This is a genomic window from Mesorhizobium sp. P2_E9 (genome assembly GCF_056403815.1).
Map to the genome: position 1 here is coordinate 290,162 of NZ_JBFUET010000003.1, position 20,778 is coordinate 310,939.

Below are 20,778 nucleotides of genomic sequence, written 5' to 3' on the forward strand. Positions count from 1 at the left end.
GCCGAAAGCGCAGAAAACCGCACCGGTCGGCCGCCAGAGTGGATAATTATCAGAGAACTCAGAGGGAGCCGAGTTTGCCCAGATCCTTGGCCACCAGGTAATAGAAGGTCACGCGGCTCTTGGTGTTGTCGGCGTGCATCGCCGTGCAGGTCTTCTGGATCGAGGCGTCGGCTTTCGCCCCGTCGCTGATGCCGAGCTTCTTGGCCACCCAGCTCTCCTTGACGCGCTCGAGCTCCTTCGGGTCCGTGCAGGAGACCAGCGAGGAATCGCGGTTTCTGAGCGCAATGCCCAGATGCTTGACGATCTTTTCGACCACGTCGGCGCTGGCGGCCGCGTCGTATTTCTTCACGTCTGCAAGATAGTCGGCCATCAAAATTCCCCTCGTCGGCGCCACGGATCCGATCGATGAGGGCTGTAGCGCGCTTCGCAATCTGTGCGCTAGGTCGGTAACTCCTCACCGCTGGCAAAGCTTGAGTTGAGACCGCGCCCAAGTCAACCCTCGGCGTCGCAATTTGACACAGGGACAAAGCACCATTGCGGCCTTTCATTTCTCACGCCGGCCCCCTATATTCGTTTCGTCGGCTCGACCGACTATGGCGATAAATGGGCGATGTAATAAGCCGTTCGGACCCGGGGGCGGTACCCGGCGCCTCCACCAAAAGCCGCTTTGACGACAGAGCGGTTTTTGCTGGGGGCGAAATAGGATCGACGAAGGTGTAAAGATCGTACTTTTGCCCGGCATGGTACCACCGTCATCGGGCTAAACCTGTAGTTGCAAACGACAACTATGCGGAAGCACGTCTCGCTGCTTAATGCAGTGCGATAGCTTCAAATCAAGTCCTAGGGGTTCGCACTTCTAGGCGGGGTTCGGAGGTACCTGGCAACAGAAACCTCCACTTCTCCCCTCCTCCAATCTGCATCATGCGTAACGGCAGGTTTTTGCCGTCCGGACTTCGCGCGGCCCGTGGGCCGCGAAGCAGCCGCGTCGCGCGTGTCTCTTTCTCCATGGGCAAACAATGCAAAACGATTCCGATCGATTCTTCGTGCTGACCGGTGGTCCGGGCTCCGGCAAGACCACCCTGGTCGAAGCCTTGCGCCGGGAGGGCTTTGCGACTTCAGTCGAAGCCGGACGCGGCATCATCCGTCACCAGGGCACTATTGGCGGATCTGCTCTGCCCTGGAAGGATCGTGCATTGTTCGCCGAACTGATACTGTCGTGGGAAATGCGCTCGTATCAGAACGCGATCGAACACAGAGGACTGGTCTTTTTCGATCGCGGCGTGCCGGACACACTTGGCTATGTCAGGCTGAGCGGCCTGCCCGTGGCGGAGCACGTCAAAGCCGCCGCCAAGCGCTTCCGCTACAATCCGCGCGTGTTCATCGCGCCGCCCTGGCCTGACATCTTCGCGCAGGATGAAGAACGCAAGCAGACGCTCGACGAGGCCGAGCGCACCTATCACGCGCTGGCCGGCGTCTATACGGAGCTGGGCTACGAGTTGGTTCCGTTGCCCCTGGCGCCGGTCGAGACACGGCTGCGTTTCGTACTGGCCGAGGCAGGGCTGAAATGAAAAAGGCCGGGAAAACCCGGCCTTTTCATGGGCTTGCAAGCGGTGCCTACTCCGCCGGCGCTTCGATAGCCTCGCGCGAACGGCCGAGCGTGACCTTGGCCAGCGTGAACGAGATCACCGCGCAGAGCGTGATGCCGGCGACCATCGGCAGCGGCGTGCCGTCGAAGAACACGCCGGCAACACCCATGGCGAGCGCGCCGATGGCGAAGTGCAGCGTGCCCATCAAGGCCGAAGCCGTGCCGGCGATCTCGCCATGCTCTTCCATGGCCAGCACCGAGGTGGTCGGGATGACCAGGCCGAGGAAGCCGTAGCCGACGAACAGCAACGCCGCCATCACGTCGAGCCGATCGACGCCCGTCGCCATGATCGCCAACAGCACCACCATCGTCGAGGCATAGCCGGTCACCGCGACGCGCACCACGCGGCGCAGCCCAAAACGCTCGGCCAACAATCCCGTCATCTGCGACATGCCGATGAAGGCCACTGCATTGATTGAGAAGAACACGCTGTAGACCGAAGGCGACAGCCCGTAATGGTCGATCAGGATGAAGGACGAGCTCGACAGATAGACGAAGAAGCTCGCAATGCCGAAGCCGGCAATCGCCACCAGGCCGAGGAAATTGCGGTCACCCATCAGCAAGCGGTAACCGGCAAGCGCTGTGCCGAAGGAGGACCCGACGCGTTCTTCCGCCGGCCGCGTCTCCTTGAGCGAGGTCGCGAGCAGGATGGTGGCAAGGGCTGCCGCACCGGTCACCGTCCAGAACACGGCGCGCCAGCCGAAATTCTCGATGATCTGGCTGCCGGTCAGCGGCGCCAGGATTGGCGACACCGAAAACACCAGCATCAGCAAGGACATCAGCTTGGCGGCCTCATTGCCGGTGTGCAGGTCGCGCACGATGGCGCGCGGCACGGCCATGCCGGCACTGGCGCCAAGACCCTGCAGGAAGCGGAAAGCGATCAGCCACTCGATGGTCGGCGCCATGGCCGAACCGATGCCGCCGACCATGAACAGCGCAAGCCCGCCATAGAGCGGCAGCTTGCGGCCGACCATGTCGGAGATCGGCCCGACGACAATCTGGCCGAAACCCATCGACAGGAAGAAGATCAGCAGGCTCATCTGCACGGCGGCGGTGCCGGCGTGCAGATCCGCGCCGATCGACGGCAAGGCGGGAAGGTACATGTCGATGGCGAACGGGCCGATGGCGGACAACAGGCCGAGCACGACCGCGATGCGGAGGAATTTGGGACTCATGATATTGGCTTCTTTCGAAATCTGGTTGCCGCCGCCAGGCGACGTCTAACCCTAGGACGTTCCATCCCATGAGACACCGACACTCAGGAGCGAATTCTACTCGTCCCCAGTGCGAAATCTCTTTATCGTATGTCCACAAATTTAGACACTCTTGTCCAAATCGTCAATCACCTCTATATAGATTTTCATGAGAGCGAACGTTTCTCCTGACATTTTCCCGCCACGTGGCCACGAGGCCAAGCGCCTGTCGATCGTCGACGCCGCTGCCGGCGTGTTCTGCCGCGAAGGCTTTGCCGGCGCCAATATCGACCTGATCGCCGCGGAGGCCGGCGTCTCGCGCCAGACCGTCTACAACCACCATGGCGACAAGGAAAAGCTTTTCATGGCAGTGGTGCGCGACCTCACCGAGCGCTGCAATGCCGGCACTTTCGCCACCATCGCCACCTTCCCCGACCAGCCAGGCGACCTCGAAGCGGATTTGATCGGCTTTGCCGTGCGCCTGAACCAGAACTGCATCTGCAACCGCGACGGAAAATTCCTGCGCAAGCTGATCCAGACCGAAGGCGAGCGCTACCCCGAATTGTTCGCCGAATGGCGCGAACAGGGTCCGGGCAGGACATGGCCGGCAATCGCCGCCCGCTTCGCCCGCCTCGCCTATGGCGGCTACCTCACCATCGACGACCCCGACGTGGCGGCGCGCCAGTTCCTCGGCCTGGTCAATGCCGAATTGCAGACCACCTTCATGCTCGGCGGCACGCCGCGCGAGGACGAGGTGGTGCAGTCGGCGACGAATGGCGTGCGTACCTTCTTGCGCGCTTTCGGCAAGCGCCATGCCCCGAGCAGCACCAAAAAACACACTGCACTGGCTAACGCATAACATTTGCGCTTGCCGCCAAGCTGCCTTCCCGATCAAACAGGCCGCCTTGCCGATCAAATCGTTTGCAATAGTCCTCGCTTCGACGCGACGGTGGGCTATATCAGGTTTACGCCGCGCTCAAGCTTGATTACAGCTATGCGGACGATTCAACGGAACCCGACCACCACATGGCCGACGACCACATCCGCTACGACATTCTGGCCCAGGAGGCGTTGCGCGGCGTCATGCGCAAGGTCCTGGCCGAAGTCGCACGCACCGGCCTCCCCGGCAACCATCATTTCTTCATCACCTTCCTGACGGGCGCGCCCGGTGTGCGTGTGTCGTCGCGGCTGCGCGAGCGCTATCCCGAGCAGATGACCATCGTCATCCAGTTCCAGTATTGGGACCTGAAGGTAACCGACACCGGCTTCGAAGTTGGCCTGTCCTTCTCCGACGTGCCGGAGAAACTGGAAATCCCGTTCTCGGCCGTGCGCGGCTTCTATGATCCTTCGGTCAACTTCGAACTCGAGTTCGACGTCAAGACCGACGCTCAGCCCGAGGAGGAACCGGCCCAGCCGGCGCCCGAGCCGCTGACCATCGTCTCCGAGAAGAAGCCGAAGGCCGAGAAGAAGGCCGCGGCCGAAGCGGAGAAGAAACCCGCCGCGGCAGAGGCCGGCACCAAGGGCGCCGAAGTGGTTTCGCTCGACGCCTTCCGCAAGAAATAGGCTCGGCGGTCCGCGCCATGGCTGACATCGTCAACCTCCGCCAGGCTCGCAAGCAGAAGGCGCGGGACGAGAAACTGCGCGCCGCTGAACAGAACCGGGCCCTGCACGGCCGTTCCAAGGCGGACAAGCAACGCGACCGCCTGATCGCCGACAAGGCCGAAAAGTTTGTCGCCGGCCATCGCCTCGAACCGTCCGGCAAGGACAAGCAATGAGTTTTCGGCAATGAGCGTTCGGCAATGAGCGTCGTCGAAAAGCGCTCGGTGACCATTCGCGGCCATCGCACCAGCTATTCCCTCGAAAAGCCCTTCTATGACGATCTCGTCGCCATCGCAGCGGCGCGAAAGCTGACGCTTGCCGCACTCGTGGCCGAAGTCGATGAGACCCGGCCCCGCGACACCAACCTGTCCTCGGCGCTGCGGCTCCATGTGCTGGAGTGGGCGAAGCGCGGGGCGAATTCCCTGAACTAGATGCCCTCGACAGCGTCCTTCTCCGTCCTGCGCCTGGCGCCGAAGCCAAGCAAGGTCGAGCGGTCGCGCTCCTCGGCCTGCTTCCGCGACCGCACGCGCATCAGATCCTTCCAGCCGACATAGCCGATCAGTTGCAGGCCTTCGCGGGTTACGACCGGCAGATGCGAGACATTGGCCATCAGCAATTTGTCCGACAGGCCTTCGAGATATTCGTCGGGAAAGGCGAGCGTCACCTTGCTTCCGGCAAGCAGTTCGCCGAGCGTCGTCGTCCTGTGCTTGCCGGCGCGGCGCCAGCGCAGGATTGCCGGCGGATCGATGAGGCCGAGCACCTGCCTGTTCTCGTCGACCACCGGGAAGCTCGGGTGCCGCGTCTCCGGCGCGGTCAGGAAGGCCGCCGCGCCATGCAGTGTCATCGTCGCCGGCACGCTCTCGACCTGCGACGTCATCACCTCGCGCACCCTCGTCAGCGCGAACGGATCGACGCGATATTCCCGCACCAAATGATGCCCTCGCCTTGCAACCTTTTCGGTCAGGATCGAGCGTTTCATCAAAAGCACGGTCACGGCATGCGCCGTCGCGCAGGCTGCGATCAAGGGAACAAGGACATGCGTGTTGCCGGTCAGTTCCACGGCGAAGAACGTCGCCGTCAGCGGCGCCCGCATCGTGCCGCCCATGGTCGCCGACATGGCCAGCAGAGCCCAGAAACCCGGATCCGCCGTCGGCAGGAATCCGCCAAGCACGGCGCCCATCGCGCCACCCATGATCAGCAGCGGCGCCAACACGCCTCCCGACGTTCCCGAACCGAGCGCCACCGACCAGATGATGGCCTTGACCACCAACAGCATCAGCGCCGCAGTGGCAAGCGTACGGCCATCCAGCATGTCGGCGATGTTGTCATAGCCGACGCCGAGCGCCCGCGGCTCGATCAGTCCGCCGATGCCGACCACCAGGCCACCAATCATCGGCCACCACATCCAGTGGATGGGCAATTTCTGGAAAGCGTCCTCGCAGGCGTAGACCATCTGGGTGAGCAGCCCCGACAGCAGGCCGGCGCAGATACCGACCAGAACCCAGCCGCCAAGCCCGACGAACGACACCGCCATGCCGCCCTGAAACGGAAAGATCGGCCCGGGCAAGTGCAGCACGGTGCGCTCGACCTCGGCAATGATCGCCGCAACCGCCACGGGGATGAAGGAGCGCGGCGTCCATTCGAAGAGCAGCAGTTCCACAGCCAGCATGATGGCCGCGATCGGCGTGCCGAACACGGTGGTCATGCCGGCCGCCGCACCCGCCACCAGCAGCGTCTTGCGTTCGTTGTCGCTGACCGGCAGCATCTGCGCGATCAGTGAGCCTATCGCGCCGCCGGTCATGATGATCGGCCCTTCGGCGCCGAACGGTCCGCCGGAGCCGATGGAGATCGCCGACGACAGCGGCTTCAGGATCGCCACCTTGGCGCCGAGTTTTGAACGCCCAAGCAGGATCGCTTCGATCGCTTCGGGAATGCCGTGGCCGCGGATTTTCTCGCTGCCGTAGCGTGCCATCAGGCCGATGATCAGCGCACCGATGACGGGGACGATGACGGCGGCAAGCCCAAGCGGCGTATCCTGCAATTTCAGATCGGCAAGCGAGAACTGGCCGAAATAGGCAATGTTGGTGGCAAGCCGGATCAGCTTCAACAGCACGATGCCGGCGAACAGCGCCGCCGTGGCGACCACCACGGCTATGGTGGCAATGGTCAGCACGCGCGCGTCGGTGGTGAAATCCCTGAGATGGCCGTTTTCGGAATGATGGGGCTTCATGGCTGGCTTTCTGGCGGCGGCCGGATCTCGGATTTGCGGCACGGCGAAGACGCCGGCGGCTTTGTCGGCTCGCTATGTATCGTAACACGATATAAATTCAAGCTGGTTTTGCATCAAAACCGTTTGAGCCTTTGACCGGAATGGAACAAATGTCTGGAATGACGCAGCCCCGGAAATCACGCCCCGCCATCAAACAGGCCGACTACCAGCGGCTGTCCGAGTTCCGCTATCTGATCCGCCGCTTCCTCGAATTCAGCCAGATCCAGGCGGAAGACGCCGGGCTGACACCGCGCCAGCACCAGGCGCTGCTGGCGATCAAGGGTTTCCCAGGCGGCGGACCGGTGACGATCGGCGACCTGGCCGAGCGCCTGCGCATCCGCCACCACAGCGCCGTCGAACTGGTCAACCGCCTCGGCGAGGCGGGACTGGTCGTGCGGGATCAGGACAAGGACGACCATCGCCGTGTGCTGCTGCGGCTGACCGAGCGTGCAGACGATTGCTTGGCCGAACTCTCGGCAACGCATCTCGACGAGCTTTCGCGCATAGAACCGATGCTGAGACGCCTGCTCGATCAGGGCCGCGAGTGACGCTCAGGCGTCTTGCGCTGGATGGTACCGATCGTTTTTTTGCGGCGCTCGAATCCTTTGGCCTTTCCGCAACGTCTAGCGGATGAACGCCTCGAAGGACGCAAGGGCAGTCAAAAGGAAGACCAGAGATGAAACGTCAGCTGATACGCTACAAGATGAAACCAGAACGGGCCGATGAGAACGAGCAGTTGATCAAGATCGTTTTCCAGGAATTGCGCGACAAATCGCCGGACGGCGTTCGCTACATGACCTTGCGCGCCGGCGACGGGACATTCGTCCATCTGATCGAGACGGAGACCGATGCGCATTCTGACCTCATCACCGGACTGGCGGCATTCCAGGCATTTCAAGACGGTTTCAGGGATCGCTGCAGCGAACCTCCGCAACGCGACGAGATGGCCGTGGTGGGCAGCTACCGGATGCTGGATGAGTAATCGAGAAAGACGAGGTCGCGGAACGGGAGGCCTATGACCATTCCCATTCGGGGCGAGCAGCACGGGATTTTTGAGCGCCTGTTTGGGGAACTGCGCCCCAAGCTGCACCGCTACTGCGCCCGCATGACGGGCTCGGTCATCGATGGCGAGGATGTGCTGCAAGAGGCGCTGGCCAAGGCATTCGAGGCCTTGCCCAACGCCGGCCTGATCGCCAATCCGGAAGGCTGGCTGTTTCGCATCGCGCACAATACAGCGCTCGACTTTCTGCGCCGCCGCGCCCGCGAAAAAACCTCCGCCGATGAGGATCCGGACATGATCGTCGACCCGGTAAATGCCATCATCGACCGTCAGGCCGCTTCTGCCGGGCTGCACACCTTCATGCGTCTTCCCGTTGCGCAACGAAGCAGCGTCATCATGATGGATGTTCTCGGCTACTCGCTGAAGGAGATCAGCGCCACGCTCGACACCAGCATCCCCGCGGTCAAGGCGGCGCTGCATCGTGGCCGCGACCGGCTGCGCGAGATTGCCGACGAACCTGACGACCGCCCTCTCCCCAGACTAAGCGCCGCCGAGCGTCTGTTGCTCAACGCCTACATAGATCGCTTCAATGCCCGTGATTTCGACGCGGTGCGCGACATGCTGGCGCAAGAGGTACGGCTGGAACTGGTGGCCAGGACACGGCTCAACGGTCGCAAGGAGGTCGCCACCTATTTCGGCAACTATTCCCGCGTGCAGGATTGGCGTCTTATGCCCGGCTTTGTCGAAAACAGGCCGGCAATCCTCGTCTGTGACCCCAACGACCCGACGGCGCGGCCGACCTATTTCATCCTGCTGGCCTGGCAGGACGGCAGACTTGCCGTCATCCGCGATTTTCGTCACGCCCGCTATGCCGCCGACGGCGCCGAGCTGCTTGTTCTTTGAAACGACCCGGGGCGGAAAGGCCTCGCCCTACTGCCCTACTGCAACGACTTCATCAGATTGTCGATCGTGAACGGATTGGCCTTCGGCTTGGCCGGCGGATTGTCGCTGGCCTCCGGCAGCGGCGCGCGCTCGACCTTCGACTCGGCAGCCTTGCGTTCGGCCTCTAGTCGCGCTTTTTCCTGCGAAGCGATACGCTTCGCCTCTTCGGCCTTCTGCCGCTGTTCTTCATCGGCCTGCGCCTTGGCTGCCTCGTCGGCGGCCTGCTGCTCGGCCGCGGCCTTTGCATCAGCGTCAGCCTTGGCCTTCGCGTCGGCATCAGCCTTGGCTTTGGCGTCAGCATCCGCCTTGGCTTTAGCGTCCGCGTCGGCCTGAGCTTTGGCATCGGCTTCGGCCTTTGCCTGGGCGTCAGCTTCCGCTTTCGCCTTGGCATCCGCCTCGGCTTTCAGCCGCGCCGCTTCCTCCTGTTGGCGCAATTCCTCGGCGGCCTTGTCGCGCGCGTCCTGCAGCGCTGCGTAATAGCGCACCTCACGCCGCAGCCGCTGCTTCTCCAGTAGAGCCGCCTGCATCGCCTCGACGCGCTGCTGTTCCTTTTCCAGCGCGCGCTGGGTCAGGAACTGCGCCAAAGGCTCGCTGTCGAACTGCCTTTTGACGGCGCCAAACGGCCCTTCGGCGGCGAAATTCATGATCGGATCAGAGCCGACCAGCGCCTCGTCGCCGGGCTTGTAGGTGATCGCGCCCTTGGCGGAAACCGTGCTTGTGTTGAGATCGGCGATGATATCGGCGGACAAGGTCGCCGCCGGGTTTTCGAGGCTGATCGGCGGCACCCTGAGCGTGCCGCCGGCAATCGTGAAAGCGATGTCGGCATCCCCGGCGGCAAAGCTGCCATCGGCGGCAATGGCAGGCGCGAAGCCCGCGGTCTTGGCCGCATCGATGTCGCGCCCGATCGCATCCGCCTTGGCCAGCAAAGTGCTGAACGCATCGGGGTTGACGCCGGCGACCCGCAGCCCCCTGAGCGCTGCCGTGCCGGAACCCGATAGTGCGGCGATCATCGCATCAACCGACTTGCCGCTGGTCGACAGCGTCGTCGAGAAATCGCTGATGCCGCCAATGCCGGCGTCCGGCAACACGTTTGCCAGATCGGCACCCGCCAGTTTCATCTGGCCGGTGAAAAGCCCGGTGCCGTCATTGTTCTTCAACTCGAACAGGCCGGTCAGTGCGCCACCAAGGAATTTTGCCTTGAGATCCGAAACGCGGATGCCCTCCTGGTCGAGCTTCAACGCAAAGGACGCATCATAGGCGGTGGCCAACGGCCCGGCAGCCAGTGCCGCCGTAGTCAGGTCGAGGTCAGCGGTGAACGGCAGGCTGGATTTCTGGCTGAAGGGTGCTGCCGGCCAGGCGCCGCCCTTGTCGCTCGCGCTCTTGTCAGCCCCATTTTTGTCAGCCCCATTCTTGTCGGCCCCATTCTTGTCGGAAAGGAAAGCCGAATCGCCAAACAGCGCCACGGCCATTGGATCGAGGTCGAGTTCGTCGAGTGCCAGCGCGCCGGCCAGGTGCGGCACGCCGTCCTTGGCGTCGATGTTGACATCACCGGACACGGCCGCCTCGTTGATAGCGCCGCTGACATTGTCCAGCACCAGTAGCCCGTTGCCATAGTCGCCTTGTGCCGAGAGCGAGGTCGACATGCCTGCCCCCATGCCCGGCAGGCCGATGCCTGATGTCATCAGCCAGGGTTCGATATCGACGGCATCGAGGTTGATCTTGCCCTTGGCGGTAGGGCCTTGCGGCGTATCGGCGATCGTGCCTTCGAAGCCAGCCTTGAAGTCATTGCCGGCGAGGTTGAAACTTGTCGTCAGACCACCGCCAAATGTGCCCTTGGCCGAAATATCAGTCGTTGCCTCGCCCAGCATGCCGAGCGGCAGCGCCGGCAGGCCGTAAAGCGCGAGCAGCGCCGTGGCATCGGGGTTTTTGGCGTTGAAGGTCAGCGTTACCGGCGCGTCGAGAAGCTTGTCCGGCGCCCCTTTCCCCGAGAGCGAGGCGGAGAAGGCTGATCCGCCGGCCTTGCCTTGTCCGCTCACCGCCAGGCCCGTCGTGCCGTCGCCATTGTCGGCGGCGCTTGCCACAAGGTCGATGCGTGCGTCCTGGAACAGGTCGGGATAGGCCGCTGCTCGGCTCGCCAGCCCTTTCAGCACGCCATTGTCTGGATAATGCTGTGCGGCAACGTCGATCAGCGGCTTCAGGTCGACAGCGACGATTGATGCATCGAGCTTGCCGGTGGGGCTCGCGGGAAAGTCCTTGATCCGGCCCGTGGCGCTGATCGAGGCGCCGGCCAGCCCGCCAACCGAGAGCCGGTCGACTTCAAGCAACCCGTCGCGCAACCTCAGCGCGGTGTCGACCGTATCGGCCGTGAGCCCGCCGGCGCTGACCGGCCCGGCCTTGATCTGAAAATCGAGGTCGCTGTTGGCAAAACGGTTGGCGCCCTTGTCGCTGACGAAGATCGAGGCGAAGGCCGCCAGCCCGTCGACGTCGAGTTCACCGCCCTCGAGCCGCATCAGCACCGAAGGCCTCGCGTCGTCGGGCTGGCTGGAATCGATGCGTCCGGAAAACTTCGCCTTGCCGAGGATCAATTCGAGGTCACTGAAGGCCTGGTGGTTTTCCGAAAGGTCGACCTTGGCTTTGAAGCCGGCGGCGGGCAGACGGCGGATCGCCTCGTCGACATCCTTCGACAGCCACGCTGCAAAACCCGAAGGTTGCGCCACGGCCAACAGCAACGAGCCGGTGAAGCCGAAATGGCTCTGCACGTTGAGCACCAGCATGCCGCTTGCTTCCAGCGTGGTGCGGCCTGGCAGTGTCGCGGCGAGCGATTTCACCGACCAACCACCGTCGACCGGCTCGGCGGAGAGATGCACGTCACGCACCGTGGTATCGCCGGCCACCACCGCCGGCAGCTTGACCTCGACAGTGCCGGGAATGGTCGGCTTCGGCAGATCGAGCAACGCCTGCTCCAGCCCCGCAATACGCTGATCCAGTGTCAGGCCGGCGCCGGCCGGCGCACCCACCGCCTCGTCCAACTGCACCTGCGCGCCATTGGCTTCGATGGCGAAGTTCGGCTTCAGCCCGAGATCGACAGACGCCTTGCCGTCGGCGGTGTAGGGATTGTTCAGCGGGCCGGTCTCGAAACGGAATTCATCGACGCCAAGCTTCTGATGGTCGAGCGAGAACTTGCCGTTCAGCCGGAAGCCCGGATCGGGTTTACCGGTGCTGACCTTCACCGTCTCGCCATCGGTACCGCGCAGCTCGGCGCTGTTTTTGTCGGCGCCGGAAATCTTGAACTGGCCGGAATAGATGGCGGCACCGTTGACGATGCCGGCATTGCCGTCGGTCTCGATGACCAGCGGATAGGCATCGGGATCTGCCTTCAGCCGAAGCCGCATCTGGCCGTTGCCTTCGGCCTTGCCGGTCGACGCCGCGACCGTGGTGCGCAACCCGTCCAGCCGCAGCGTGCCGTCCATGCGCCACGGGCCGGCCAGCGACTTGGCTGAAATGGTCGAGTTGATCTCGGAAAAGATATGGCTGCGTCCGCCCGCGGCATGGCGCAGTTCGATCTGCCCCTCCGTCACGGTCAGCTTCTCGATCGCGATCTGGTTAAGGTCGAAAGGCGAGGACGGCCGCATCGCCCAGTCGACGGTTCCGTCATTGGCAATGTCGATCGTCGCCTTCGGCCGCACCAGTCGCATATCGAAGATCAGCACTTCGCCGCGCAGGAAGGGCGCGAGTTCCGCATCCATCGAAAACGTCTCGACGGTCATGGCCGGCTGGCCGTTGGGACCACCGGCGACGGCAACGTCGGAGAACGTCACCGAGGGGAATGGCAACAGCCTTGCCGTGGCGTCGCCCTGAACCGTCACCTTGCGGCCGAGGATGGCGCTCGCCTCGCGCTCGAATTCGGCGCGGTAGTCGGTCCAGTCGACAAAATACGGCACCACCAGCGCCGCGCACAGCACCAGCACAAACAGGCCACCAAAGATCACGAACAGGCGTGCGAGCATCAGCTCCGAACAGGTTGATTGAAATCTGCCGCACTCTACCCGCATCCGCGTGTCGATAAAGAGGCAATTCATCGCGTATTGCGTCATCTCGGGCGATCTGAAACAAATCCGGGAAAAGCGGAGATTTTCGGATGTCAGGCAAGAACTGGGACCGCGTGCCGATCGACGCGCAGAGCGTGGATGCGCCGCTTTCGCAGTCGGCGATTTTCCTTGTCGTCACCGTCGCCGGCGGCCAACCGGCCCTGGCCAAGGTTTGCTCCGTGCTCGGCGAGCTTGACGATCTGGTCAAGACTGTCGGGTTCCGCGACCTTGGTGGTCGCCTGTCCTGCATTGCCGGCATCGGCCGCGATCTCTGGGACCGGCTCAGCCCCGGCCGGCGGCCGCTGGAGCTGAAACCGTTCGCACCGATCAAGGGAGCGGTGCATTCGGCGCCGTCGACAGCAGGCGACCTTCTCTTCCATATCCGGGCCGAGCGGCCCGATATGTGCTTCGAGTTCGAGCGTATCCTGCTCGACCGGCTCGGTCCTGATGTGACCGTCGTCGACGAAGTGACGGGCTTTCGCTATTTCGATGCCCGCGACCTGCTCGGTTTTGTCGACGGCACCGCCAACCCGACCGGCCTAGACCTGCCCGCCTCGGCGCTGGTCGGCGACGAGGATGCCGACTTTGCCGGCGGCTCCTATGTCGTCGTGCAGAAATATCTGCACGATATGCAAGCCTGGGCGCGCATTCCGACGCCCGAGCAGGAGGCGATCATCGGCCGCACCAAGATCGACAACATCGAGATCGACGATGACGACGCGCCGCGCAAATCGCACAAGTCGCTGGCCACGATCGAGGACGCCGACGGCAACGAGTACGACATTTTGCGCGACAACATGCCGTTCGGCCGGCCCGGGCAAAATGAGTTCGGAACCTACTTCATCGGCTATTCCAGGTATCTCTGGGTCACCGAAAAGATGCTGCAGCGCATGTATGTCGGCGACCCGCCGGGCGCCTACGACCGGCTGCTCGATGTCTCGACGCCGCAGACCGGCACGACCTTCTTCGCGCCGACGCGGCCCTTGCTGCAGGCCCTCGTCGAGGGCGCGCAGCAGCAGCTTCCCGCAGCACGGTAAGCGGCGGCCGACGGCCCCTATCCGCGAGGATCAGCGTGCGTCGCGCTTCGCTTGCGCCACTTTGCCCGCCTTGCGCTGCCGGCCGAGTTCCGCCGGCCGGACCAGCTTCGGCGCCCGCTCGTTGGCCACGGCCCGCATGCCTTTGTGAGCCGTCCGCGAATTGTGCGCGGGACCGTCCGCCGGCGCATTTTTCTTCATGGCCAGCGCCTTGTGTGCATTCCCGACCAGCGAAACGCGAGCCGCCAGTTGGCGCCGCCGTTCGGCCTCGCCATTCAGCCGCCGCATCGCCATGGCCAGCACCGCGAGCTTGACCTGTGAGCCACCATCGGCCTTTGAGGGCGCAGCGCCCCTCGCCGCGCCCTTGCCGCGTATCTCGCGCCGGCGCCGGTGCGCTTCGCTCTGCGCCTTGTCGCGCCGCTCGCGCAGCAGCTTGACCAGACCGGAAAGGTCGGCGTCGGAAAGGTCCTGCACTGCCGGATGGTGCGATTTCTCCACCAATTCCGTTTCATCGGCGCTCAGCGCGCGAGCTTCTTCCTTGCGTGAAATGGCCATGACAGTCCTCCTCAGCCGGCACGCTTGTTTTTTCAGGCTTGCCGTCGGAGGAGCCTCGACCCGAATGGTGGCGCGGTCAAGACGCGCCTTTTTCGTCCCGACATGTTCACGGACACCAGGCCGAGCCTGCGTCGCCCACAACGAGATTGCGAGACCTTTGCCTATGAAGTTCAGGCGCGCTGTCCGACAGCCTCCATGAGCACCGTCAAAACCGCTCCGTTGTGAAGGCTGGTCGAGAAACTCTTGGCAATGAACTCGAGCGTCGAATCATGGAACGTCAGGATGAAATGCCGATAGTCTGAAAATAGTTCAGGACTGTGGGACGAATGAACCCGATTTGCCTCCTCCAGGGACGCGATCCAAGACGAGTTGTGGACTTCGAAAGCTCATAAGGCTGCAAGCCCACCGCATAAAGACGGTGCCCGCTGATGGCTTCGTCATTCGGCTGGCCGAATTGAAATGCCAGATAAGGGTCCGCCGTCAGGATGGCGATGGACTGGTTGCCTGTTGCCGGCGAAATCGAGCGCGGATTCGTGCCATCGAAGGACGGACCAGGAGCATTGGCGATGTAGGCGACCAGCAACCTGCCTTCATCCGCAAACAGATGAGGCAGCGGCGCGCCAGCGGACGACGGCGGCACCTCGATCGATACCAGTGCCTCGGCAGCCGACATCTAATGGCCCACGGCCGGCAATATCTTGCCAGGATTCATGATGTTTTGCGGGTCGAGCGCCTGCTTGATGGTGCGCATGATGTCAACGCCGTGGCCGAGTTCGCTGCGCAGGAAGCCGATCTTGCCCTGGCCGATGCCGTGCTCGCCGGTGCAGGTGCCGTCCATGGCGATCGCCCGCATGTTGAGCCGCGCGACGAATTTTTCCGACAGCGCGATCTCCTTGGGATCATTCACATCCATCAGCACCAGCACGTGGAAATTGCCGTCGCCGGCATGGCCGACGATCGGCGCGATCAGGCCCATCTCGGCGATATCGGCTTCGGTTTCCATGACGCATTCGGCAAAACGCGAGATCGGCACGCAGACATCGGTCGACAGACCCTTGGCGCCGGGCCGCAGTGTGAGCGAGGCCCAGTAGGCGTCGTGCCTGGCTTTCCACAGTTTGGTGCGCTCTTCGGCGACACTGGTCCACAGGAACGGCCCGCCACCATTTTCCTCGGCGATCATGCCAAAAGTCTCGGCCTGTTCGGCCACGCCGGCATCGCTGCCGTGGAACTCGACGAACAGGCATGGGCTCTCGGGATAGTCGAGCTTGGAATAAGTCTTCATCGCCCGCATCTGCAGCGCGTTGACCAGTTCGATGCGCGCCACCGGAATGCCCATCTGGATCGTCGCGATGACGGCGTTGCAGGCCGCTTCGACGCTCGGGAACGGACAGACGCCGCCGGAGATTGCCTGTGGAATGCCTTGCAGCTTCAACGTCAGCGACGTGATGATGCCGAGCGTGCCTTCCGAGCCGACCAGCAGCCTGGTCAAATCGTAACCGGCCGAGCTCTTCTTCGCCCGCTTGCCGGTCGTCACCGTCTCGCCGTCGGCCATGACGGCCGTCAGCGACAGCACGTTCTCGCGCATCGTGCCGTAGCGCACGGCGTTGGTGCCGGACGCCCGCGTCGCCGCCATGCCGCCGAGCGAGGCATTGGCGCCTGGGTCGATCGGGAAGAACAGGCCGGTGTCGCGCAGGTGACGGTTGAGGTCCTCGCGGGTCACGCCGGGCTCGACCGTGCAGTCGAGATCTTGCGGATTGACCGCAAGGATGCGGTTCATGCGCGAGGTGTCGACCGAGATGCCGCCGCCGGGCGCGTTGGTGTGGCCTTCCAGCGAGGAACCGACGCCAAAGGCGATCACCGGCACGCGGTGCGCCGCACAGGCGCGCACGATCTCCTGCACCTCGACCGTCGTCTCCGGGAAAGCGACGCCATCGGGCGCCTGTGTCGGAATGTAGGTGGTTGTATGCGCGTGCTGCGCGCGGATAGCCTGGCCGGTCTGAAAACGCTCGCCGAGCTGTTGCTTGAGGATGTCGAGCACCGCGGCGATGCCTTCCTCGTTGCGTTCGACCGGATTGAGGTCGCTCAGAGCCATGAATTCCTCCGCGAATGGACCAGCGCCCACGCTTGTTCTGCGATTATGAATGCCTAAAGCAATTCCAGGAAAAGTGTGAAGCGGTTTTCTGTCCGGAATTGCGTCAGAACAAAAAGTCTCACCGGCTACGCCGTGTCCAGCACCAGAACAAGGAAGTTTCGATGTCCATCCCCGCCCCCTTCGTCTCCAGGCCCATGGACATCGAGAAGGACTGGATCGATTACAACGGCCATCTCAACATGGCCTATTACAACGTGCTGTTCGATCGCTGCTCGGACGAGGCTTTCGAGGCAATGGGCATGGGGCTGGACTATGTGAGAGAGCGGCGGCTCACCATCTACACCGCCGAAGTCCATGTCTGCTACGTCCAGGAACTGCATCTCGACCATAAGGTCACGGTCTCCTTCCAGCTCATAGACCACGATGCGAAGCGGCTGAGGGCTTACCAGGAAATCCGCCATGTCGATGGCTGGCTCGCCGCCACCTCCGAGACGCTGTCGCTGCATGTCGACATGTCAGGGCCGAAGGTCGCGCCCTTCCCCGCCGACGTGCTGACCAAAATCGAAGCCATGCGCGCTGCCCATTCGGTGCTGCCGATGCCGGAGCGGGCCGGCCGCTCGATCGGCATCAAACGCAAATAGAGCGGACCTCAAAGCCACACCGGCCATCCAAAATCGCAAAACCCTCAAATCGGCGGGCACCCGTGCTTGAAGCGGCCTGGTGCCCGCGTTAACCTTACTGAGGTTTTAACGGGAACAAGCCAATTGAGCCGTTGAACGACTCAGCGGAGCGGCAGAAAAGGTCCGCACAGGGTTGTTAAACGGGCGGCGGGGCGAAGCCGGTTCGAGGGACGTGCATGAAAACCGACATCAAGGTCGAGGTGGACAGGCTGGCCGCTGATCCGCGTATCACTGACTATGATTTCTGGCGTTCGCTCAAGAACGTCGACAACGAGATCTTTCACATCGCCAACAACAACGAGCCGATCCCGTTCGATATGATCCGCTGGCGCAGCATTTTGAAGCGCGCCCGCCTGAAGCGCGGCCACGCGTGAGCGGCGCTTTCTCTTGAGCAAACACATCGAATTGTACAGCACTTACGCCTGACGCTTCACCGCTGCCAGCGGCGAGCGCGCCACCACGGGTGACGACTGGATGATGGCCGTATTGGTCATCGCATAGGGGATGATGCGGTCGATCACCCGTTCGAGTTCGGTCACCGACCCGACATGCGCCAGCGCAATGAAGCAGTCCTCACCGGTCACCCGGTCGCATTGCGCGATTTCCGGCAGCTCGCGGATGATCTCGGCCACCACGGCCAGTTGCCCGGGCACCGGCCGAATGCGCAGCCACGCCGACAGCTTCAGGCCAAGTGCGGCGGGATTGATCCTGACCGAATAGGCTTCGATCACACCATTCTCCTGCAGCCGCTTGATGCGCTCGGCGACGCTTGGCGCCGACAGGCCAACCGAGCGCGCCAGCTCTGCCGTGCTGGTGCGTGCATCCTTTTCCAGCAGGCGCAGGATTTTCATGTCGGCCGCATCGAGATCGATATTTTCGGTTCGAAGGCGCTTCACTGAAAACTCCTTGCTTTAGGGATAGAGATGATAAAATCAGCCGATCATCATCCATATATCCAGCAGAAACTGCCTGCGATACTGATCCGATGGATGATCAAACGCAAGTTCCCGCAGCAGGCCCTGTCCTTGCTGTCCCCGCCTCCTCCGGCCCTGGCCTGGGCAAGCTAGCGACAAAATTGCCGCCGCATGTCTGGTTCGGCGTCAGCGCCGTCTTCCACTATCTCGGTCCGGCTTTCGCCGTGCTGCTGTTCCCGCATGTCGGCGTGCTCGGCATGGCGTGGCTGCGCATCGCCACCGCCGCGCTGGTCTTCGCGCCGCTGACCCGTCCGTGGCAAACCTTTGCCCGCGCCGAGCGCTCGACCCGGCTCCTGCTCGTCGCTCTGGGTGCCTGCCTGGCGGTGATGAACTGTTCCTTCTATCTCGCGCTCGACCGCTTGCCGATCTCGCTGGTGGCGGCAATCGAATTCGTCGGCACCATCGGCGTTGCGGTGGTCGGCTTGAGGAGCCCACGCAATCTCGTCGCCCTTGCCATCGCCGTCACCGGCACGCTGCTGCTCATCGACGTCAAATGGTCCAGCGATCCGGTCGGCCTGTTCTGGGCCTTCCTCAACGGCGCGCTGTTCGTTGGCTACATCGTGCTTGGCCACCGCGTTGCCCGCGCGGGCGCCGGCGATGGCATCGCCGGCCTGGGTGCGGCCATGACGATCGCCTTCATCGTCGTGCTGCCGATCGGCTTCACTGATGTCCTGCCCGCCTTTTTCTCACCACCGCTGCTCATCGCCGCCATCGGTGTCGGCATCTGCTCCTCGGTCATTCCATATGTCTGCGACCAGCTTGCCATGTCGCGATTGCCGCGCTCGAGTTTTGCGCTCATGCTGTCGCTGCTGCCGGTCACCGCAACGCTCATCGGCGTCATCGTGCTGCGCCAGATCCCAAGTCTCGGCGATTGCCTGGGGATCGCGCTGGTGGTCGCTGGCGTTGCCTTCCACAAGCCGGCGGCCACAGATTAGGCAAACCGCCTACGCCAGCTTCTGCTTCAGGAAAGCGATCGTCCTGCCCCAGGCGAGATCGGCCGCCTTCTTGTCGTAGCGCGCCGCCGAGGTGTCGTTGTTGAAGGCATGGTTGGCGCCTTCATAGACATAGACCGTGTATTCGACATGCGCGGCATCGAGCTCCTTCTTGAAGGCGTCGATGCCGGCATTGGTGCGCTCGTCGAGCCCGGCATAGTGCAACAGCAGTGCGGCCTTGATCTTCGACGCGTCGGCGGCCTTTGGCTGCATGCCGTAATAGGCGACGCTGGCAGCGAGGTCGGGCGCATTGACGGCCAGCATATTGGCCGTGCCGCCTCCCCAGCAGAAGCCGACGGCGCCGACCTTGCCGTTGCCATCCTTGTGGGCCTTGAGGAAGGCGACGGTCGCCACGGCGTTGGCGACCGTCTGCGCCGGATCGAGTTTGGTGAACATGTCGCGCGCTTTGTCCTCGTCACCGGGCGTACCGCCGAGCGGCGACAGGAAATCCGGCGCAAGCGCCACGAACCCCTCCAGCGCCACGCGCCTCGCGACATCGCGTATATGCGGGTTAAGCCCCCTGTTTTCATGGATGACGATCACGGTGCCGAGCTTGCCGGCCTGGTTTGCCGGCTTGACCAGATAGCCCTTCATCTCACCGCCGCTGCCGGGATAGGTGATGTCCTCGCCCTTCACCCTGATATCGTTTTCGGCGACGATCGCCGCCTGGGCGGCGTTCGCCGCCAGCATCGGCGCAATGGCCGCCGCTGCCGCACCCGATCCGGCAAGCCTGGTCAATTGCTCCATGAAGCGGCGGCGGTCGAGCGTCAGATGCGTGTACTCGTCATAGGCGTCGATCATCGCCTGGGTGATGGCAGGCTTGGTGGATTTCGTCACGGGCGCGCTCCTCGATCAAGGTCCTTGCCGTTCGCAAGATAGGGGCGAGCCTCGCATCGTCCAGTCACGGCTCGGTGACGCTCCCGTTCCCCGGCGATCGGCGGCCATCATCATCACATTCTTGTCATCGGCGACAAATCTTGATGGCGCCGCCACAATAGTAGGGGAAACTGACTATCCGGCCGCCCCATGGCGCGGCCACGGTCCTGAAAGGCCCGATCTGACCTTAAAGGCCGATCTGAAAAGGGAAACGCCGATGACCATGCCCTCGCCGATCCTGGCAACCGCCTTCATGGTTGCCGCAGCCGCCCTTCTGGCGATGCGCGCGACCGTTGTCGCTGTGACCGGCAAGTCCATGGTCAAGGTGCGCAGCCGCCAGCGCCATCCGGCAAACACGAAAACCCAAGGTTGAGGTGAGATCATGAACGTCCAGGATATCGTCAATACCGTCAGCCAAAAGGCGGGCCTCGACCAGGCGACGACGGAAAAGGTCGTCGGCACCATTTTCTCGGTTCTGGAACACGAGGCCGAAGGCACCAGCGCCTCGTCGTTTTTCGCCAAGATTCCCGGCGCCGACGACCTTGCCCACCAGTATGACGTCATGGCCGCGGCCCCGGCAGGCGGGGGTGGCGGCTTCCTGTCTTCGCTGCAGGGCGCGCTTGGCGGCGTTCTCGGCGAGAAGGCCGGCGCGCTGGTCAACGGCCTCGCCGCGCTCAAGGCATCCGGGCTCGACATTGCGCAGATCCAGAAGGCCGGCGAGGCGCTGGTCCAGCAGGCCGAAGCCGCCGCCGGTCCCGATTTGACCAACCAGGTGCTGGGCTCTGTGCCCAGCCTGAAGAGCCATCTGGGCCTCGGCTAGCGCCGAAACTGTTTTCCGC

At 63.2% G+C, this 20,778-nt stretch carries 23 protein-coding genes and 1 other RNA gene; 15 read left to right on the forward strand and 9 right to left on the reverse strand.

The annotated features are described in order from the left end of the window. Window positions 1-58: 58 nt before the first annotated feature. A complete protein-coding gene (locus tag AC1D05_RS07445) occupies window positions 59-370 on the reverse strand; it encodes a DUF2853 family protein (protein ID WP_477439606.1) in 312 nt (103 codons plus the stop codon). Window positions 371-538: 168 nt separating this feature from the next. Here AC1D05_RS07445 and ssrA point away from each other — a divergent pair. Further along, window positions 539-898: a transfer-messenger RNA gene (gene ssrA, locus AC1D05_RS07450) on the forward strand. Between the two features lie 118 nt (window positions 899-1,016). Beyond that, window positions 1,017-1,568, forward strand: a complete 552-nt coding sequence (locus tag AC1D05_RS07455; protein ID WP_477439608.1) for an AAA family ATPase — start codon at window positions 1,017-1,019, stop codon at window positions 1,566-1,568. 46 nt (window positions 1,569-1,614) lie between these two features. On the opposite strand, the gene AC1D05_RS07460 is transcribed toward AC1D05_RS07455, so the two are convergent. Then, window positions 1,615-2,820, reverse strand: a complete 1,206-nt coding sequence (locus AC1D05_RS07460) for a multidrug effflux MFS transporter (protein ID WP_477439610.1) — start codon at window positions 2,818-2,820, stop codon at window positions 1,615-1,617. 187 nt (window positions 2,821-3,007) lie between these two features. Here AC1D05_RS07460 and AC1D05_RS07465 point away from each other — a divergent pair, with 187 nt between their 5' ends. From AC1D05_RS07465 to AC1D05_RS07480, 4 genes are all read left to right on the forward strand, one after another. After that, complete coding sequence (locus AC1D05_RS07465; RefSeq protein WP_477439612.1) at window positions 3,008-3,697, forward strand: TetR/AcrR family transcriptional regulator; 690 nt, start codon at window positions 3,008-3,010, stop codon at window positions 3,695-3,697. A gap of 167 nt (window positions 3,698-3,864) precedes the next feature. After that, entirely contained in the window at window positions 3,865-4,401 is a 537-nt protein-coding gene (locus AC1D05_RS07470; protein ID WP_095202208.1) for an SspB family protein, read from the forward strand. A gap of 17 nt (window positions 4,402-4,418) precedes the next feature. Continuing rightward, window positions 4,419-4,613: a DUF4169 family protein gene (locus AC1D05_RS07475; RefSeq protein WP_477439614.1), complete on the forward strand. Its 195-nt coding sequence runs from the start codon at window positions 4,419-4,421 to the stop codon at window positions 4,611-4,613. Window positions 4,614-4,637: 24 nt separating this feature from the next. Then, complete coding sequence (locus AC1D05_RS07480; RefSeq protein ID WP_477439616.1) at window positions 4,638-4,868, forward strand: ribbon-helix-helix domain-containing protein; 231 nt, start codon at window positions 4,638-4,640, stop codon at window positions 4,866-4,868. Here AC1D05_RS07480 and AC1D05_RS07485 read toward each other — a convergent pair. Further along, the gene (locus AC1D05_RS07485; protein WP_477439618.1) at window positions 4,865-6,667 is read right to left on the reverse strand and encodes a chloride channel protein; all 1,803 of its coding nucleotides are present in this window, start codon (window positions 6,665-6,667) and stop codon (window positions 4,865-4,867) included. The genes AC1D05_RS07480 and AC1D05_RS07485 overlap by 4 nt on opposite strands. A 149-nt stretch (window positions 6,668-6,816) precedes the next feature. Here AC1D05_RS07485 and AC1D05_RS07490 point away from each other — a divergent pair, with 149 nt between their 5' ends. The 3 genes from AC1D05_RS07490 (at window position 6,817) to AC1D05_RS07500 (ending at window position 8,609) form a co-directional block, all read left to right on the forward strand. Beyond that, complete coding sequence (locus AC1D05_RS07490; RefSeq protein ID WP_477439620.1) at window positions 6,817-7,254, forward strand: MarR family winged helix-turn-helix transcriptional regulator; 438 nt, start codon at window positions 6,817-6,819, stop codon at window positions 7,252-7,254. 128 nt (window positions 7,255-7,382) lie between these two features. After that, a complete protein-coding gene (locus tag AC1D05_RS07495) occupies window positions 7,383-7,688 on the forward strand; it encodes a hypothetical protein (protein WP_477439622.1) in 306 nt (101 codons plus the stop codon). 33 nt (window positions 7,689-7,721) lie between these two features. Beyond that, window positions 7,722-8,609 (forward strand): sigma-70 family RNA polymerase sigma factor, encoded by an 888-nt coding sequence (locus AC1D05_RS07500; protein ID WP_477439624.1) that lies wholly within the window; start codon window positions 7,722-7,724, stop codon window positions 8,607-8,609. Between the two features lie 35 nt (window positions 8,610-8,644). Here the strand turns inward: AC1D05_RS07500 and AC1D05_RS07505 are convergent, their stop codons facing one another. Continuing rightward, the gene (locus AC1D05_RS07505; RefSeq protein ID WP_477439626.1) at window positions 8,645-12,655 is read right to left on the reverse strand and encodes an AsmA family protein; all 4,011 of its coding nucleotides are present in this window, start codon (window positions 12,653-12,655) and stop codon (window positions 8,645-8,647) included. Between the two features lie 131 nt (window positions 12,656-12,786). Between AC1D05_RS07505 and AC1D05_RS07510 the strand changes: the two genes are divergently transcribed. After that, window positions 12,787-13,773 carry a Dyp-type peroxidase gene (locus tag AC1D05_RS07510; protein ID WP_477439628.1) on the forward strand — a complete coding sequence of 329 codons (987 nt, stop codon included), beginning with the start codon at window positions 12,787-12,789 and terminating at the stop codon, window positions 13,771-13,773. 30 nt (window positions 13,774-13,803) lie between these two features. On the opposite strand, the gene AC1D05_RS07515 is transcribed toward AC1D05_RS07510, so the two are convergent. The 3 genes from AC1D05_RS07515 to AC1D05_RS07525 form a co-directional block, all read right to left on the reverse strand. After that, entirely contained in the window at window positions 13,804-14,325 is a 522-nt protein-coding gene (locus AC1D05_RS07515) for a hypothetical protein (protein WP_477439630.1), read from the reverse strand. 277 nt (window positions 14,326-14,602) lie between these two features. Further along, window positions 14,603-14,998 carry a hypothetical protein gene (locus tag AC1D05_RS07520; RefSeq protein WP_477439632.1) on the reverse strand — a complete coding sequence of 132 codons (396 nt, stop codon included), beginning with the start codon at window positions 14,996-14,998 and terminating at the stop codon, window positions 14,603-14,605. Then, window positions 14,999-16,417 (reverse strand): FAD-binding oxidoreductase, encoded by a 1,419-nt coding sequence (locus AC1D05_RS07525; protein WP_477439634.1) that lies wholly within the window; start codon window positions 16,415-16,417, stop codon window positions 14,999-15,001. It lies immediately after the preceding gene. A gap of 161 nt (window positions 16,418-16,578) precedes the next feature. On the opposite strand from AC1D05_RS07525, the gene AC1D05_RS07530 reads away from it, so the two are divergent. Beyond that, a complete protein-coding gene (locus AC1D05_RS07530) occupies window positions 16,579-17,058 on the forward strand; it encodes a thioesterase family protein (RefSeq protein ID WP_477439636.1) in 480 nt (159 codons plus the stop codon). Window positions 17,059-17,273: 215 nt separating this feature from the next. Beyond that, window positions 17,274-17,471 carry a hypothetical protein gene (locus tag AC1D05_RS07535; protein WP_013894716.1) on the forward strand — a complete coding sequence of 66 codons (198 nt, stop codon included), beginning with the start codon at window positions 17,274-17,276 and terminating at the stop codon, window positions 17,469-17,471. A gap of 42 nt (window positions 17,472-17,513) precedes the next feature. Here AC1D05_RS07535 and AC1D05_RS07540 read toward each other — a convergent pair whose 3' ends face one another. Next, the gene (locus tag AC1D05_RS07540) at window positions 17,514-17,993 is read right to left on the reverse strand and encodes an Lrp/AsnC family transcriptional regulator (RefSeq protein WP_477439638.1); all 480 of its coding nucleotides are present in this window, start codon (window positions 17,991-17,993) and stop codon (window positions 17,514-17,516) included. A gap of 89 nt (window positions 17,994-18,082) precedes the next feature. On the opposite strand from AC1D05_RS07540, the gene AC1D05_RS07545 reads away from it, so the two are divergent. After that, window positions 18,083-19,006: an EamA family transporter gene (locus AC1D05_RS07545; protein WP_477439640.1), complete on the forward strand. Its 924-nt coding sequence runs from the start codon at window positions 18,083-18,085 to the stop codon at window positions 19,004-19,006. A 9-nt stretch (window positions 19,007-19,015) separates the two neighbouring features. Here AC1D05_RS07545 and AC1D05_RS07550 read toward each other — a convergent pair whose 3' ends face one another. After that, window positions 19,016-19,864, reverse strand: a complete 849-nt coding sequence (locus AC1D05_RS07550; RefSeq protein WP_477439947.1) for a dienelactone hydrolase family protein — start codon at window positions 19,862-19,864, stop codon at window positions 19,016-19,018. A gap of 19 nt (window positions 19,865-19,883) precedes the next feature. Here AC1D05_RS07550 and AC1D05_RS07555 point away from each other — a divergent pair, with 19 nt between their 5' ends. Together AC1D05_RS07555 and AC1D05_RS07560 are read left to right on the forward strand one after the other, a co-directional pair. Beyond that, window positions 19,884-20,312, forward strand: a complete 429-nt coding sequence (locus AC1D05_RS07555; protein ID WP_477439642.1) for a hypothetical protein — start codon at window positions 19,884-19,886, stop codon at window positions 20,310-20,312. Window positions 20,313-20,321: 9 nt separating this feature from the next. Then, the gene (locus AC1D05_RS07560; RefSeq protein WP_477439644.1) at window positions 20,322-20,759 is read left to right on the forward strand and encodes a hypothetical protein; all 438 of its coding nucleotides are present in this window, start codon (window positions 20,322-20,324) and stop codon (window positions 20,757-20,759) included. Window positions 20,760-20,778 lie beyond the last annotated feature (19 nt).

Bases quoted from the DNA above. Each gene is read 5' to 3' on its own strand.
- AC1D05_RS07445 (WP_477439606.1), bottom strand. From the start codon at position 370: ATGGCCGACTATCTTGCAGACGTGAAGAAATACGACGCGGCCGCCAGC.
- AC1D05_RS07455 (WP_477439608.1), top strand. From the start codon at position 1,017: ATGCAAAACGATTCCGATCGATTCTTCGTGCTGACCGGTGGTCCGGGC.
- AC1D05_RS07460 (WP_477439610.1), bottom strand. From the start codon at position 2,820: ATGAGTCCCAAATTCCTCCGCATCGCGGTCGTGCTCGGCCTGTTGTCC.
- AC1D05_RS07465 (WP_477439612.1), top strand. From the start codon at position 3,008: ATGAGAGCGAACGTTTCTCCTGACATTTTCCCGCCACGTGGCCACGAG.
- AC1D05_RS07470 (WP_095202208.1), top strand. From the start codon at position 3,865: ATGGCCGACGACCACATCCGCTACGACATTCTGGCCCAGGAGGCGTTG.
- AC1D05_RS07475 (WP_477439614.1), top strand. From the start codon at position 4,419: ATGGCTGACATCGTCAACCTCCGCCAGGCTCGCAAGCAGAAGGCGCGG.
- AC1D05_RS07480 (WP_477439616.1), top strand. From the start codon at position 4,638: ATGAGCGTCGTCGAAAAGCGCTCGGTGACCATTCGCGGCCATCGCACC.
- AC1D05_RS07485 (WP_477439618.1), bottom strand. From the start codon at position 6,667: ATGAAGCCCCATCATTCCGAAAACGGCCATCTCAGGGATTTCACCACC.
- AC1D05_RS07490 (WP_477439620.1), top strand. From the start codon at position 6,817: ATGTCTGGAATGACGCAGCCCCGGAAATCACGCCCCGCCATCAAACAG.
- AC1D05_RS07495 (WP_477439622.1), top strand. From the start codon at position 7,383: ATGAAACGTCAGCTGATACGCTACAAGATGAAACCAGAACGGGCCGAT.
- AC1D05_RS07500 (WP_477439624.1), top strand. From the start codon at position 7,722: ATGACCATTCCCATTCGGGGCGAGCAGCACGGGATTTTTGAGCGCCTG.
- AC1D05_RS07505 (WP_477439626.1), bottom strand. From the start codon at position 12,655: ATGCTCGCACGCCTGTTCGTGATCTTTGGTGGCCTGTTTGTGCTGGTG.
- AC1D05_RS07510 (WP_477439628.1), top strand. From the start codon at position 12,787: ATGTCAGGCAAGAACTGGGACCGCGTGCCGATCGACGCGCAGAGCGTG.
- AC1D05_RS07515 (WP_477439630.1), bottom strand. From the start codon at position 14,325: ATGGCCATTTCACGCAAGGAAGAAGCTCGCGCGCTGAGCGCCGATGAA.
- AC1D05_RS07520 (WP_477439632.1), bottom strand. From the start codon at position 14,998: ATGTCGGCTGCCGAGGCACTGGTATCGATCGAGGTGCCGCCGTCGTCC.
- AC1D05_RS07525 (WP_477439634.1), bottom strand. From the start codon at position 16,417: ATGGCTCTGAGCGACCTCAATCCGGTCGAACGCAACGAGGAAGGCATC.
- AC1D05_RS07530 (WP_477439636.1), top strand. From the start codon at position 16,579: ATGTCCATCCCCGCCCCCTTCGTCTCCAGGCCCATGGACATCGAGAAG.
- AC1D05_RS07535 (WP_013894716.1), top strand. From the start codon at position 17,274: ATGAAAACCGACATCAAGGTCGAGGTGGACAGGCTGGCCGCTGATCCG.
- AC1D05_RS07545 (WP_477439640.1), top strand. From the start codon at position 18,083: ATGGATGATCAAACGCAAGTTCCCGCAGCAGGCCCTGTCCTTGCTGTC.
- AC1D05_RS07550 (WP_477439947.1), bottom strand. From the start codon at position 19,864: ATGATCGACGCCTATGACGAGTACACGCATCTGACGCTCGACCGCCGC.
- AC1D05_RS07560 (WP_477439644.1), top strand. From the start codon at position 20,322: ATGAACGTCCAGGATATCGTCAATACCGTCAGCCAAAAGGCGGGCCTC.